Source organism: Enterococcus pernyi (assembly GCF_045371165.1).
GTDB lineage: Bacteria > Bacillota > Bacilli > Lactobacillales > Enterococcaceae > Enterococcus_B > Enterococcus_B pernyi.
The window spans coordinates 1-14,660 of sequence record NZ_JBIQDM010000001.1 but is presented as its reverse complement, the minus strand read 5'-3'; the positions used below and the strand labels follow the sequence as shown (position 1 = coordinate 14,660).

The window sequence follows — 14,660 nt, the reverse complement described above, 5'->3', positions numbered from 1 at the left end:
TCATGATTAAATATCTAGATTTTTAACATAGTGAGCATTTTCTTCAATGAATGCACGACGAGGTTCCACTCGATCGCCCATCAACATTTCAAATACTTCATCGGCAGCAATAGCATCATCTACACTGACACGAGCCATCATACGTTTGCTTGGGTCCATCGTCGTTTCCCATAGTTGATGATCATCCATCTCACCAAGCCCTTTGTATCGTTGAACACTTGGTTTTGGTGTTGCTGGTAGTGATTCGATGACTTTTCTCAACTCTTCTTCGGCATTTTTCCCTGGTTGGACATATGTGATTTTCTTTCCTTGTTTAACGCCATATAGCGGTGGTTGCGCGATATAAACATAGCCGGCTTCCACGATTGGGCGCATATAACGATAAAAGAGCGTCAATAGCAACGTACGAATGTGGGCACCATCGACATCGGCATCGGTCATGATGACTAATTTATGGTAACGTGCTTTGGACACGTCGAAATCTTCACCAAACCCTGTACCCATCGCTGTAAACAGTGAGCGAATTTCTTCGTTGGCTAAAATTTTATCCATACTTGCTTTTTCAACGTTCAAGATTTTCCCGCGGATCGGTAAAATCGCTTGAAATTCACGGCTTCGTCCTTGCTTTGCTGAACCACCGGCTGAATCTCCTTCGACGATGAACAATTCACTTTTTTCAGGATCATTGCTGGAACAATCGGCTAATTTACCAGGTAGATTACTGATTTCCAATGCTCCTTTTCTCCGCGTCACTTCACGCGCGCGTTTAGCCGCTAAGCGGGCTCTAGAGGCAAGTAGTCCTTTTTCGACGATCTGACGGCCCACACTTGGGTTTTCCAATAAGAATTTCATGAAATGCTCACTGAACAAACGATCAGTGACCGTACGTACTTCTGAGTTTCCTAATTTTGTTTTCGTTTGTCCTTCAAACTGAGGATCTGGATGCTTGATCGAAATGACTGCTGTCAATCCTTCACGCACATCTTCACCTGTTAAATTATCATCATTTTCTTTCATCAATTTTTGCTTACGTGCATAATCATTGATGACCCGTGTCAAAGCTGTCTTAAATCCTGATTCATGTGTTCCGCCTTCGTACGTATGGATATTGTTAGCAAAGCTCATGATATTGGAATGATAACCGTCTGTATATTGCATCGAAACTTCGACAGTGATTTCTTGTTGCTCCCCTTCTAAATAAACAGGTTCTGGGAAAATCACTGTTTTGCTCGCATTTAAATATTCGACGTAGCTTTTGATTCCACCGTCATAATGGTATTCTTTCACGACAGGCTTTTCTTCGCGACGATCTTCAATTGAGATTTTCATCCCACGATTCAAGAAAGCCAGCTCACGAATACGAGTCGCCAATTTATTAAAGTCAAAAGTTGTCGTTTCTGTAAAAATTTCTGGGTCTGGGATGAAGTGAACGGTCGTTCCACTTAAATCAGTGTCACCGATGACTTTCAAATCATCGACTACCGCCCCACGACGATATTCTTGGTAATAGATCTTGCCATCTTTGTACACTTTGACATCTAATAGTGTCGATAGTGCATTCACAACGGACGAACCAACCCCATGAAGACCACCGGATACTTTGTAGCCGCCTCCGCCAAATTTACCACCCGCATGCAAGACAGTAAACACTGTTTCTACAGCTGGACGACCGGTCTTCGCTTGGATATCGACCGGAATCCCACGACCATCATCGATGACAGTGATACTGTTGTCTTCCTCAATGATGACTTGGATCTTTGTCGCAAATCCTGCCAAGACTTCATCGATCGAATTATCGACGATTTCCCATACTAAGTGGTGAAGTCCTTCTGAACTTGTTGAACCAATGTACATCCCCGGACGTTTCCGAACGGCTTCAAGACCTTCAAGCACTTGAATCTGACTGGCATCATATTCTTTTGCGCGCTCGACTAAACTTCTTTCTTCTGTCATGTATGTTTATTCTCCTTTTATTTCTCCCTGCTGAACATAAAAAATCTCAGGTTCAACAGTCATTTTATTTTTAACGTGATCCAGGGAGGTAGTAGTTAAGAATGTCTGTACTTTCCCTTCAATCGTTTCAAGTAAATGGAGTTGACGTTGGTCGTCTAACTCACTCATTACATCATCCAGTAATAGGATCGGATACTCGCCTGTTTCTTCTTTGATCAAATCGATTTCTGCTAATTTGACACTTAATGCCGTTGTTCGCTGTTGACCTTGAGAACCAAAATTTTGCACGTTTTTTTCATTGACAAAAAAAGAAAGGTCATCTCGATGGGGACCCACAGTCGTTGTCCCTCGAAAGAGATCTTTCTTTTTGTTTTGTTCGAGCAACGTTAAAAATTGTGACTGGATCTCTTGAACTGTCATAGTGTCTAAAGAAGAGAGGGCGGTCACATATTCGATTGCCAACTGTTCTCTTTGATGCGTGATTTGTTGATGTAAAGAATTTGCCCAATATTCTAAACGCTTGATAAACTGCGCTCTTGCCTTTAGTACTTTGCTACCAAATTCTGCTAGTTGTTCAGATAAAATATCAAGATAAAGTAAATCCGTTTGTTTTTTCTCATTCAATTGCTTCAAATATTGATTTCTCTGCTTTAGGATTGCTTGATATTGGACAAGATCGTAAAGATAGATTGGATTGATCTGACCTAATTCCATATCTAAAAATTTGCGTCGGATCTGTGGGCTTCCTTTCACTAAAGAAAGATCTTCAGGAGCAAATAAAATGACATTCAATTGTCCAACATAACTACTCAACTTCTTTTGTTCGATATGATTGATCTTTGTTTTTCGTCCTTTTTTAGACAGTTGGATCTCTAACGGGATCTTAGAGGTTCCTCTTGTGATCTCCCCTTGGATCATCGACTGCTCATCGTTCCATCCAATCAACTCTTGTTCACTATTTGTACGATGACTTCTTGTCATTGCAAGCACATAAATACTTTCCAAAAGATTCGTTTTTCCTTGGGCATTTTCTCCTAAAAAAATCACGAGGTTTTTGGAAAAATCAATTTGCAATTCTTGATAGTTTCGATAATTTTTGAGGTGCAGCTTATTCAGCCTCATTATCGTTATTCCCTTTTTTTACCATAAAAAAAGTTCCTGCTTCTGGAACTTCGATCATCATACCGGGATAAAGCTTTCGTCCACGACGATTTTCTGGCTCGCCATCAACCAAAACCGTGTTTTCTGCTAAATACCATTTTGCTTGTCCACCACTGCCGATGACGGTGACTTCTTTCAGCATTTGACCCAACGTCATAAACTCAGTTTTTAGAATGACTTGTTGTTTCACTCTTCATCCCTCATTTTCATTATTAAAAGTATACTTTATTATACCCTTTTTTTCGCAAGAAAACAAATTTATCCATATATTTTTCCATATGAGCGGATTTAAATGAAAAAAGGTGATTTGAACAAAAAGAAACAGAAAGCCTTAAAATTGATTTTAGGGCCTTCTGTTTAAAATGGTTTATTTTTCAGTTTATTTTCAATTAGTATTTTAGTTTGTGCGTACTGGAGTGATCAATTGAATGAATTGTACCCCATCTTCCGTTGGTTCTAACGTAAATGGACGAATGGCAGAAATGAATTTTACTTTGATACTCATATCGCCAAATGCACGCAAAGCAGCTTTCATATAGTCCGGATTAAAGGAAATATCCAGCGGATCACCGGTGCTAGTCGTATAATTCAAGCTTTCTTCTACTTTTCCAATTTCAGGAGAATTACCGTATAGAACAACAGAATCAGGCTGGATCGACAAACGAACGATATTGTTGCGTCCTTCATGTGAGAGCAAAGAGGCACGCTCAATCGCTGCTAAAAAGCTTGGGACAGAAAATTCAACTTCGGTATTGAAACTTGAAGGAATCAAACGATTCGTATCGGGATAATTCCCTTCTAGCAAGCGTGAATAAAAATACATATTTTCAGTTTTGAACAATACTTGGTTTTCCATAATACTGATTTCTACGATTTCTTCTTCATTTGTCAATGAACGTGATAATTCAGTCAAACTTTTTCCAGGAATCACGATATCGAATTGATCAGCTGATTGTTCGATCGGGATCACTCGTTGACTCAAACGATGTGAGTCAGTTGCTACTGCTAATAACGAGTTGTCTTTCAAAATGAAATGAACACCTGTAAGAATTGGGCGACTTTCATGTTGAGAAACAGCAAACACTGTTTCATTGATCAATTTGGTCAATACATGTACAGGCAATTTCATCTGGTTGTGACTTTCTACAACAGGAAGATGAGGGTAATTATCCGCATCTAACCCATTCACTAAGAAATTCGCTTTCCCTGAAGTAATGGCCACTTGTTTGTTTTCTAACACTTCTAGCGTAAAGGTTTCTTCGGGCAATCGACGAATGATTTCACTGAAGAAGCGAGCTTGTAGAACAATGGCTCCTGTTGTTTCAATTTGCATTTGCGCTTTTTCATTTTCAACAGATAGAAATGTCTCAATTGAAATATCTGCATTACTACCTGTTAAAGTCAGTCCTTCTTGATTGAGGGTGATTTTAACCCCAGTCAAAATAGGAATTGTCGTTTTACTTGAAATCGCACGCTGAACAGTTTGCAATTCTTGCATAAATGTTGCGCGGTTTAAGGTTACTTTCATTGTAGATCTCCTTTGCCATATATTTATTTTATTATTAGTAAATAAAGTAATAAAAGTATTAGGTACTGTTGATACTGTGGAAAACTATAAAAATGCTAGAAGAGAAAAGAAAAAACAGCTGTGGAAAATATGTGCATAACTTTTGAATGATTTCTAATTTTATCCACAAGGCGTTTTTCTTTCTATCAAGCATCTTTTTAGTTTAATAGGAAATTTTTGATTTCTGATACTTCATTTTGCATGCTGACACTTGAATCGATCAGTTGCTGGATTTTTTCGTGCGCATGGATGACAGTTGTATGATCTTTTCCACCAAATTCGGCGCCGATTTTAGGAAGCGAGCTATCGGTTAATTCCCGAGCCAAGTACATAGCGATTTGACGAGGAACAACGATCGATTTGACGCGTTTCTTTCCTTTTAGATCCTTTAATTGAATATGGTAATACTTTGCAACTTCTTCTTGGATCTGCAAAATCGAGAGTTGCGGGTGACCTTTGCCAGATTTCAATGTCTTTAAAGCGTCAGCAGCTAAACTAGTTGATATATCTTCACTGTTCATCGTAGCAAATGCTTGAACACGTACAAGAGCGCCTTCTAGTTCACGAATGTTGGAATCGATTTGTCCTGCAATATAACTTAAGGTATCATCAGGGATTTCTAGGCGTTCTGCTGCGGCTTTTTTTCTCAAAATAGCTGTTCTTGTTTCAAGGTCAGGTGGCGTGATATCTACTGAAAGTCCCCAAGCAAAGCGAGAAACGAGACGTTCCTGCAATTTTGGGATTTCGTTTGGTAAACGATCACTCGTCAGGACGATTTGTTTTCCTTCATTGTAGAGCGCATTGAAGGTATGGAAAAATTCTTCTTGAGTTGCTTCTTTTTCAGCAAAAAATTGAATATCATCGACTAATAGTAAGTCGACATTTCGATATTCTTGGCGAAATTCTTCGGCCGTTTTATTTTGGATCGAATTGATAAAATCATTGGCAAACGTCTCACTGCTTACATATTTGACCTTCGCATTTGGCTGACTTAACAACATTTGATGACCAATTGCGTGCATCAAGTGAGTCTTACCAAGTCCGACACCACCATAGAAGAACAATGGATTATAAATCGAACCAGGATCTTCAGCAACTACCAAGGCAGCGGCATGAGCCATCTGGTTACCTTTTCCGATTACAAATGTATCGAAGGTATACTTAGGATTCAACATCGCTTTTTTGATTGGTGTGATTGGGGGAACTTTCATTGTTTTGATTTCTTCTACTTCTTCTTGTTCCGCTTCTTCACCGGTTACAAAACGTGGAATGATTTCTTTTCCCGTTAACATGTAGCCGACCTCAACAATCTTTGTTGCGAGATTTTTTTCCCAATATTCCTTATGGATCTTGCTTGGAACAGTCACCACTAATTGGCTTTGTTCTAAGGATTTAGGTTGTGCTGTCTCAATCCAAGTATTGTAACTTGCTGGAGACAGTTCTTTTTGATAAGTCGTTTTTAATTCAGTCCATAAAGCATCGAGGGATACCATACAAGGCCTCCTCCTTCATTAAAAGTAAATAGCTAGTACTAATTTAGCATTTTTTACAAAAGTTTTCCACAGAAAGAAAAGAAAAAAATTTTTTATAACAATTATCCACATTATCCAGAAGAAAAAAAAAGAAGAAAAACACAGGGAGGAAAAAAAGATATCCACAAGAGTAATCAACAGGTGGATAAGTGGTGCAAAACTAGAGATTTACCCAGTGGGTTGTGGATAAAAAAAGTAATAATGACAGTACTTACAGAAATTAATGCACAGGAAATTATGAAATTGTGGATTACTTATTTTCAGCTGTTTATTCTGTGTAAAAACCAAGGGTAAATTACTGTGGAAAACTTCTGTGTATAACTTTATCCACATTGAAAACACAGCGCGAAAAATACCGTTGTGGATAAAATGAGAGAATTATTTTCGAATAAAAGCTTTTTTTTATATTGACAAATCACCTAAGTACTCGTTATACTATCAAAGTATGTCTGTGTTTAATTCATGTACATGTAGATAAGAATTTCTGGAGGTGGAACAAGATGAAAAGAACATACCAACCAAATAAACGTAAACGTCAAAAAGTTCACGGATTCCGTAAACGTATGAGTACTAAAAATGGACGTCGTGTTTTAGCTAGCCGTCGTCGTAAAGGAAGAAAAGTTCTTTCAGCTTAGACCACTGGGGTTACAGTGGTTTTTTTTATGCCCTTTTTTAGAGGAAAAGGTGAAAGACTTATAGGAAATATGGTATGATTGGGAGCGTAAGTGAGAGATAGAAAAGGAAAGAAAACGAATGAAAAAAGCGTATCGAGTGAAAAAAGAACGAGAGTTCCAAGCGGTGTTTCAAACCGGCGCTTCCTTTGCTAACCGTAAGTTTGTCGTGTACCGTTTAGAAAAGAAGGAACAACCGCATTTTCGTGTTGGCTTATCTGTAGGTAAGAAAGTCGGAAACGCTGTATGTCGCAATGAAGTAAAACGAAAAATCCGTGCGGCGATCTATTCATTGAAAGAAGAGATCGAGCCGGAATTAGATTTTATTGTGATTGCTAGACCAAGCATCAAAGGACTGACTTACGATGAGATTCGCTCCAACTTAGTCCATGTCTTAAAGCTTGCAAAAATAATCGACAGAGAGGAAAAGAGTAAGTGAAGAAATACAAACGTTTACTTTTGATGGCCGGACTTGTCGGTCTGATCATCGTCTTATCCGGTTGTGGAACTGGAGAAGTCAGCGCACAAAGTACAGGAATTTGGGATCGCTACATTGTTTATTATTTTGCAGAAGCGATTAAAGCATTGTCATTTGGAAATGTTGGGATCGGGATCATTTTATTCACGATCATCATTCGCGTAATTTTATTACCATTAATGCATTTCCAAACAAAAAGTATGCGTAAGACCCAAGAACTTCAACCAAAACTAAAAGCGATCCAACAAGAATATAGTTCAAAAGATCCTGAAACACAAAGTAAGTTAAGAGAAGCACAACAACGGTTATATGCTGAAAATGGTGTAAATCCATATGCAGGTTGTTTGCCTTTATTAGTACAAATGCCAATCTTAATGGCTTTATGGCAATCAATTTCTCGTGTTCCTGCGTTGAGTCAAGGTCACTTCTTATGGTTGAACTTAGGGAACGCTGACCCAACCTTTATTTTACCAGTGTTGGCTGCCATCTTTACATTTGCAAGTACGTATTTATCAAGCATGAGCCAAGTGGAATCGAACGCTTCATTGAAAGTCATGAATTTTGCGATGCCAGTGATGATCTTAGTTATGGGGGTCAATTTAGCCAGTGGACTTTCATTATACTGGGTAGTATCAAATGCTTTCCAAGTGTTCCAAACACTATTGATCAATAATCCATTTAAAATCAAACGTGAGCGTGAAGAAGAAGCACAACGTATCCGTGAAAAAGAACGTGCTTTGCGTAAGGCACAAAGTCCTAAGAAAAAACGTAAAAAATAAGGGAGGGAATGCAAATGCCGATTTATGAAGCTGCAACCGTAGATGAAGCTGTTGAAATTGGATTGAATGAGTTAGGACTAGCAAAAGAGCAAGTCGCTATTGAGATACTTGATGAAGGAAAAAAAGGATTTCTCGGAATGGGAAAAAGAAATGCCAAACTTTCAATCGAACCGAATATCAGCGAAGTTGTCTCTGAAACGATCGAAGAAACCGTAGAAGAAGTGTTGGAAGAAACATCTGTTCAAACAGAAGATACGGGTGAAATCGAACCTGAGGACTTGATTGAAGAAAAAAGTGAATTAGGTGACGAAGCAGCTTTATCGGAATTAGCAACCTATCTCACTGAGATCTCCCAGCAACTAAATGCACCAGCTGTAGTAAAAATGACACGAGAAGCGAACTTGATCGTCTTCCATTTAGAAACGGATAAACAAGGTCTGTTGATCGGCAAACATGGAAAAACGTTAAATGCTTTGCAATATTTGGCGCAAGTGTTCATTCATCGAGTAGCCGGTAATAAACTCTCTGTCGTGGTAAACGTGGGTAACTATCGTGAAAAACGACAAGAGATCATCCAACGTTTAGCTGAGCGCACCGCAGAAAAAGTCTTGCGTACGGGACATCCTGTATTTTTAGAACCGATGCCTGCGTTTGAACGCAAACAAATCCACGCGGCATTAAGTAAACATGAGGGAGTACAAACCCACTCAGAAGGTGATGAACCATATCGTTACTTAGTTGTCGAACCAGCTAGCTAGCGATTACGAAGAGAAGAACCAAAATCTTGCGATCAGATTGACAAACTTTTCCAAACAAAGTATATTTTATTAGAAATCATTCTTATCGGAGTATACGATGGTAGTCTTTACTTTGGTAGAAAAAACGTGCAGAGCGAAAGCTCTGCACGTTTTTTGTGATCAGCCAATCGTTGTTTGGACAAATTGGATCACGGTACCGTAAGCAAAAAGTTCGATGATCTGTTTGCCATCTCGGGGTTTTTGTTGATATTCAAAGTGACAATTGATGACTGCATTTGCGCCATAATCTAACACTTTCTTTTTTAATTTTTGTTTTGTTGTCAAGAACATGTCATCACTATTGAATGTAGGGTCGAATAAGTCTCCTTCAATACATTCTGCGACAAATACGATATCTCTGACGATATATTTTTGATTGATATTCCCTGTCGATAACACCACTTCATTGATTCGTGGATCATCTACTCCGTCTACTGCACTAGGCTTAAATTGGGCCATAATTTTTGCTCCTTTCGGTAAAGAAAAAGTATGTAGATACCGTTACCATTTAAGTGTAACGTTTTTTGGAACAAAGATAAAGATATAAGAGTAGATTTACTTCTATAGAGAGTGATCTAATGATAGTTTCAGTCAAAAGAACCCTGTGCAGAAAAAGTTTAAGATTGATTAGTGACTCTCATAAAAATAAATAAAAAAGCTTGATTACTAGAATTAGATATGATAGTCTATGACCAGAATTTAAACAGAACAAGCAGTCAAAGTGCGAAGTTCACCATTTATTGCAAAGGGTGAAGTGGGCACTTTTTTTGTGCGTAAAATGAAAAAGGAAGTGAAAAAATGGCTGAAATAACCTTAGAATTTGATACGATTGCAGCAATCTCTACGCCACCAGGTGAAGGGGCGATAAGTATTGTGCGTTTAAGCGGTGATCAAGCGTTGACCATTGCCAATAAAGTCTATCAAAGTGGCAATAAACAGTTGTTGGATGTTCCTAGTCATACGATTCATTATGGGCATATCGTCGATCCCAAAAGTGAACAATTAGTCGATGAAGTCATGGTATCCGTCATGCGCGCACCACGAACATTTACCCGAGAAGATGTTGTAGAAATCAATTGCCATGGGGGCATCGTTGTCGTCAATCAAATTTTACAGCTTCTATTAAGAGAAGGCGCACGTTTAGCAGAGCCAGGAGAATTTACAAAGCGTGCCTTTTTAAATGGACGAGTTGATTTATCCCAAGCTGAAGCAGTCATGGACCTGATCCGTGCGAAAACAGACAAGGCGATGGGTGTCGCGTTGAACCAATTAGATGGAAATCTGTCTGCATTGATCCGTTCCCTTCGACAAGAAATTTTAGAGACATTAGCACAAGTCGAAGTGAATATCGATTACCCTGAATATGATGATGTCGAAGAATTGACGACAAAACTTCTATTAGAAAAAGCGCAGATGATCCAACAACGCATCGAAGTTCTTTTAGCAACATCACAACAAGGCAAGGTCTTACGAGAAGGATTAAGTACGGCCATCATCGGTCGTCCAAACGTTGGTAAGTCAAGCTTACTGAACCATTTATTACGAGAAGAAAAAGCCATCGTGACAGATATTGCGGGAACGACAAGAGATGTGATTGAAGAATACGTCAATGTTCGTGGCGTACCGTTGAAACTGATCGACACAGCAGGTATTCGGGAAACAGAAGATATCGTGGAACAAATCGGTGTTGCTCGTAGTCGTAAAGCTTTGGCAGAATCTGAATTGATCTTACTTGTCTTGAATCAAAGCGAGCCGTTGACGATTGAAGATGAACAGTTGTTGGAAGCAACAAAAGGATTGAAACGGATCATTCTATTGAATAAAACTGATTTACCGAAACAATTAGAGGAAGACAAGCTTTTATCATTGATCGAGGATGAACCAGTATTCGCTGTTTCGGTTGCCAATAATGAAGGATTAGACCGATTAGAAACGGCCATCTCTGAGTTGTTCTTTGGCGGGCAAACTGGCGAAAGAGATGCAACTTATGTATCCAATACCCGTCATATTGCCTTGCTCGAAAAAGCGGCCATCTCTTTACAAGAAGTGATCGCAGGAATCGATGCGGGTATGCCTGTTGACCTAGTTCAAATGGATATGACTCGCTGTTGGGATTACCTTGGTGAAGTCGTAGGAGATAGTGTCCAAGATGAACTGATCACACAATTGTTTAGTCAATTTTGTCTTGGAAAATAAAGGAGGAACAGTTCTTGAATCATTATCAAGCAGAAGAATATGATGTGATCGTTGTCGGTGCAGGACATGCTGGTTCAGAAGCCGCTTTGGCTGCTGCACGTATGGGGTCAAAAACGTTACTATTAACGATCAATTTAGATATGGTGGCATTTATGCCATGTAACCCTTCCGTCGGCGGTCCAGCCAAAGGCGTTGTCGTACGCGAGATTGATGCACTAGGCGGCGAAATGGGTAAGAATATTGATAAGACATACATTCAAATGAGAATGTTGAACACTGGGAAAGGACCTGCTGTCCGAGCATTACGTGCACAAGCAGACAAGCATGCCTATGCCAGTGAAATGAAACATACAATTGAAAAAGAAGAGAATTTGACACTAAGACAAGGAATCGTTGAAGAATTGATCGTTGAAGATGGGGTTTGTCATGGTGTAGTCACTTCAACCGGTGCAAGCTATCGTTCAAAAGCAGTCGTTATCACTGCAGGTACCGCATTACGTGGTGAGATTATTATCGGTGAATTAAAATATTCATCTGGTCCGAATAACTCACAACCATCAATTGGTTTAGCCAATCACTTAAAAGAATTAGGTTTTGCCATTGATCGTTTTAAAACCGGAACGCCTCCACGTGTGAAATCAAGTACGATCGATTACTCTGTTACAGAAGAACAACCGGGAGACAAGGAGCCAAATCATTTTAGCTTTGCCACACCGGACAGTGCCTATAACTTAGAACAAGAACCTTGTTGGTTGACTTATACAGGTGAAACGACCCATCAAATCATTCGTGACAATCTTCACCGCGCACCAATGTTTACAGGAATCGTTGAAGGCGTCGGCGCACGTTACTGCCCATCGATCGAAGACAAAATCGTCCGTTTTGCAGACAAACCACGTCATCAACTCTTTTTAGAACCAGAAGGATTGAATACAGAAGAAGTGTATGTTCAAGGGCTTTCAACTTCACTTCCAGAAGACGTCCAAGTGGATATGTTGCATTCGATTGCTGGATTAGAAAAAGCAGAAATGATGCGTACGGGCTATGCCATTGAGTACGATGTGGTCGAACCACACCAGTTACGTCCAACATTAGAAACGAAAGTCGTAGAAAATCTTTATACGGCCGGTCAAACCAATGGGACAAGTGGATATGAAGAAGCAGCGGGACAAGGGCTGATTGCAGGAATCAATGCAGCATTGAAGGTTCAAGGAAAAGAGCCATTAGTCATCAAACGTAGTGACGGCTATATCGGTGTCATGATCGATGATTTAGTCACAAAAGGAACGAATGAACCTTATCGCTTACTGACGTCCCGAGCAGAATATCGTTTACTTCTTCGTCATGATAATGCTGATCTACGCCTAACGGAAATGGGTCACCAGATCGGTTTAGTAAAAGAAGATCAATATGCTGCTTACTTGAAAAAGAAAGCAGCAGTTGAACAAGAAATCAAACGTTTGATGAACGTTCGTATCAAACCGACAGCAGAAGTCCAAGCCTTTTTAGCAGAATTAAATGCTGCACCATTAAAAGATGGTGTGCTAGCAAGTGATTTCTTGCGTCGCCCAGAAATCACCTATGCCGATCTATTACGATTTATTCCAGAAAATGCGGAGTTAACACGTAAAGAAATCGAGCAAGTTGAAATTCAACTAAAATACGAAGGATACATCAAAAAAGCATTAGAAAAAGTAGAAAAACTAAAACGGATGGAAGCCAAACGCATCCCAGAAAACATTGACTACGCTGCGATCAACGGATTAGCAACGGAAGCAAAACAAAAGCTTCAAAAAATCCGTCCAGAAACCATCGCACAAGCAAGCCGCATCAGCGGTGTCAATCCAGCGGACCTAAGCATCTTGATGGTCTACATCGAACAAGGGAAGATTGCGAAAGTGGAAACATCTGCTTAAATAAAGCACTAAACAAAAAAAGAGCCGACGAATGATTGATTCGTCGGCTCTTTTTTTGTTAGCAAGAACATAGAGTAAATTACTTATGTAAAAAAGAAGAAACCTGAATATCCCATCGACTGATTAGCCACCTATTTATACATGCACCAATAAGAAACCCACAAGTATTTACAAAAACATCCCCTAAATCAAAAATACCTAGGTAAAAGAAATATTGGATCCATTCAACGCCTAAGACAGCTGAAAGGACTAAGATAGTATTAGTATTCTTCCAACTTACTGGTAAAATCCAGTCTAAAGGTAGAAACAGTAAAATATTAAACAGAACAATCATTGGATCACCATAAATCAAATCCTTCACCCACGAAAATAGCTGAAATTCTACGCCTCGTATCCCGATATTTTTTAAGAAAAGTAAATAAATAAGAAAGGTGATGTACAGCAAAGAAAAAAAGACCAGCCATTCTCGATAGATGTTTCTGGTGAAAGCACAGTGAAGACTGACATAAAGGAATAACGTAATGATTATCATTAAGAAGAAAGGAACCCAAAAATCGACAGGCCAGATGGTGGAAAAAGCGTAATAGAATAATAATAGAGATAACGCATGAAAAACCATCGAGAAAAAAGCAGGCAAGAAAGTAGCATTAAAAATTTTAAAAATAACATTTTAATTTTATTTTCGATCTAAAAAACCTCCTTATTTTTGTTATAATCAATTGAGATTAACTTTATAAAAAATATACGTCACAACACTTGTCTTTCTCTCTATAAGTATACATAAAATAACTTAATATTGAAATGTGATCGCAGAATAAAATGAAATATACGTATCTTATTGTGAAGCATTGACAAAAATAGTAGCTAACTGAAAGGAGGATCTATGAACAAACGGCTTTGGTTAGGTGTATTAGTGATCATTATCTTAGGAGGAATCGGAGGAAAGATCTACATGGATAAAAGAGAAGAAGATCTTCAAGAATTGCTGGAAATACAGAAGGATCTGGCAAATTATGTGTATAACAATTATCGTCTCTATGTAAACAATCGGGAGAAAGAAGAAGAAATTTTCAGAAAGTATGACTGCGGACAAGGTGAAATGACCACGGAAGAATATTTGAAAGCATTGTTAGAGGTCAGAGAATATAAGGAGATAACTAAAATTGAATTTACTGGATATTCAGTGAGTCCGATGAATTTTTTGACCATTTATTTCACTGTTAATGGAGTATATGAGGAGGAAGTAAGTTTAAGTACTATTTCCGCAGAAACAAATAAACCTATATACATGATTTCTGATAGCACTGGAACTGGTCCTTATTATATTACAAAAAGAAAAGAAAAAATTAATTCGATTATGGCAGATGAACAAATTATCTATTACGAAGGAGGGATAGATTGATGGATCAAAATAGGTGGCTATCTGATTCTGTGTATAAAGTTGAAGATGGATTGATAAAAGTAAATCATCTAGTAAAAGAAATCCCTTATATAGTCATAAAAACAGTAGATACAAATAAAGAAAAAATCGGTAATGAATCTAAGCCAAAGAAAAATAGTATGCAAGCAATGGTAGTTGCTAAAATAAAAGAGGAATATCTTGGGTACAA

14 protein-coding genes and 1 pseudogene are annotated in these 14,660 nt (G+C 38.6%); 8 read left to right on the top strand and 7 right to left on the bottom strand.

Annotation, left to right across the window (positions count from 1 at the left end; genetic code table 11):
* Window positions 1–6 precede the first annotated feature (6 nt).
* The 5 genes from gyrB to dnaA all read right to left on the bottom strand — a co-directional run bounded on the left by gyrB (window position 7) and on the right by dnaA (window position 6,174).
* Window positions 7–1,953, bottom strand: coding sequence for a DNA topoisomerase (ATP-hydrolyzing) subunit B (gyrB, locus tag ACH0AK_RS00075; protein WP_010734559.1), 1,947 nt, complete (start codon window positions 1,951–1,953; stop codon window positions 7–9).
* Between the two features lie 6 nt (window positions 1,954–1,959).
* Window positions 1,960–3,075, bottom strand: a complete 1,116-nt coding sequence (gene recF, locus ACH0AK_RS00070) for a DNA replication/repair protein RecF (RefSeq protein ID WP_010734560.1) — start codon at window positions 3,073–3,075, stop codon at window positions 1,960–1,962.
* On the bottom strand, window positions 3,062–3,304 hold the full coding sequence (yaaA, locus tag ACH0AK_RS00065; protein ID WP_019723041.1) for a S4 domain-containing protein YaaA: 243 nt from the start codon (window positions 3,302–3,304) through the stop codon (window positions 3,062–3,064). The genes recF and yaaA overlap by 14 nt, the downstream gene beginning before the upstream one ends.
* A 207-nt stretch (window positions 3,305–3,511) precedes the next feature.
* Window positions 3,512–4,642: a DNA polymerase III subunit beta gene (dnaN, locus tag ACH0AK_RS00060; protein WP_023518858.1), complete on the bottom strand. Its 1,131-nt coding sequence runs from the start codon at window positions 4,640–4,642 to the stop codon at window positions 3,512–3,514.
* 197 nt (window positions 4,643–4,839) lie between these two features.
* Window positions 4,840–6,174: a chromosomal replication initiator protein DnaA gene (dnaA, locus tag ACH0AK_RS00055; protein WP_023518857.1), complete on the bottom strand. Its 1,335-nt coding sequence runs from the start codon at window positions 6,172–6,174 to the stop codon at window positions 4,840–4,842.
* 539 nt (window positions 6,175–6,713) lie between these two features.
* Between dnaA and rpmH the strand changes: the two genes are divergently transcribed.
* The 4 genes from rpmH (at window position 6,714) to jag (ending at window position 8,899) form a co-directional block, all read left to right on the top strand.
* On the top strand, window positions 6,714–6,848 hold the full coding sequence (rpmH, locus tag ACH0AK_RS00050; protein ID WP_002293121.1) for a 50S ribosomal protein L34: 135 nt from the start codon (window positions 6,714–6,716) through the stop codon (window positions 6,846–6,848).
* A gap of 118 nt (window positions 6,849–6,966) precedes the next feature.
* Window positions 6,967–7,323: a ribonuclease P protein component gene (gene rnpA / locus ACH0AK_RS00045; protein WP_010734564.1), complete on the top strand. Its 357-nt coding sequence runs from the start codon at window positions 6,967–6,969 to the stop codon at window positions 7,321–7,323.
* A complete protein-coding gene (locus ACH0AK_RS00040) occupies window positions 7,320–8,141 on the top strand; it encodes a YidC/Oxa1 family membrane protein insertase (protein WP_010734565.1) in 822 nt (273 codons plus the stop codon). Before rnpA ends, ACH0AK_RS00040 begins: the two co-directional genes overlap by 4 nt.
* A gap of 14 nt (window positions 8,142–8,155) precedes the next feature.
* A complete protein-coding gene (jag, locus tag ACH0AK_RS00035; protein WP_062805932.1) occupies window positions 8,156–8,899 on the top strand; it encodes an RNA-binding cell elongation regulator Jag/EloR in 744 nt (247 codons plus the stop codon).
* A 159-nt stretch (window positions 8,900–9,058) separates the two neighbouring features.
* Here the strand turns inward: jag and ACH0AK_RS00030 are convergent, their stop codons facing one another.
* Window positions 9,059–9,397 carry a heavy metal-binding domain-containing protein gene (locus tag ACH0AK_RS00030; RefSeq protein WP_010734567.1) on the bottom strand — a complete coding sequence of 113 codons (339 nt, stop codon included), beginning with the start codon at window positions 9,395–9,397 and terminating at the stop codon, window positions 9,059–9,061.
* A gap of 339 nt (window positions 9,398–9,736) precedes the next feature.
* Here ACH0AK_RS00030 and mnmE point away from each other — a divergent pair, with 339 nt between their 5' ends.
* Both mnmE and mnmG read left to right on the top strand, forming a co-directional pair.
* Entirely contained in the window at window positions 9,737–11,134 is a 1,398-nt protein-coding gene (gene mnmE, locus ACH0AK_RS00025) for a tRNA uridine-5-carboxymethylaminomethyl(34) synthesis GTPase MnmE (protein WP_010734568.1), read from the top strand.
* Window positions 11,135–11,148: 14 nt separating this feature from the next.
* Entirely contained in the window at window positions 11,149–13,050 is a 1,902-nt protein-coding gene (mnmG, locus tag ACH0AK_RS00020) for a tRNA uridine-5-carboxymethylaminomethyl(34) synthesis enzyme MnmG (RefSeq protein ID WP_137073068.1), read from the top strand.
* A gap of 79 nt (window positions 13,051–13,129) precedes the next feature.
* On the opposite strand, the gene ACH0AK_RS00015 is transcribed toward mnmG, so the two are convergent.
* On the bottom strand, window positions 13,130–13,582 hold the full coding sequence (locus tag ACH0AK_RS00015; protein WP_226076015.1) for a VanZ family protein: 453 nt from the start codon (window positions 13,580–13,582) through the stop codon (window positions 13,130–13,132).
* 351 nt (window positions 13,583–13,933) lie between these two features.
* Between ACH0AK_RS00015 and ACH0AK_RS00010 the strand changes: the two genes are divergently transcribed.
* Window positions 13,934–14,452, top strand: coding sequence for a hypothetical protein (locus tag ACH0AK_RS00010; protein WP_023520590.1), 519 nt, complete (start codon window positions 13,934–13,936; stop codon window positions 14,450–14,452).
* Window positions 14,452–14,660, top strand: a pseudogene (locus tag ACH0AK_RS00005) (triacylglycerol lipase); the annotation flags it as partial. The gene ACH0AK_RS00010 and the pseudogene ACH0AK_RS00005, both read left to right, overlap by 1 nt.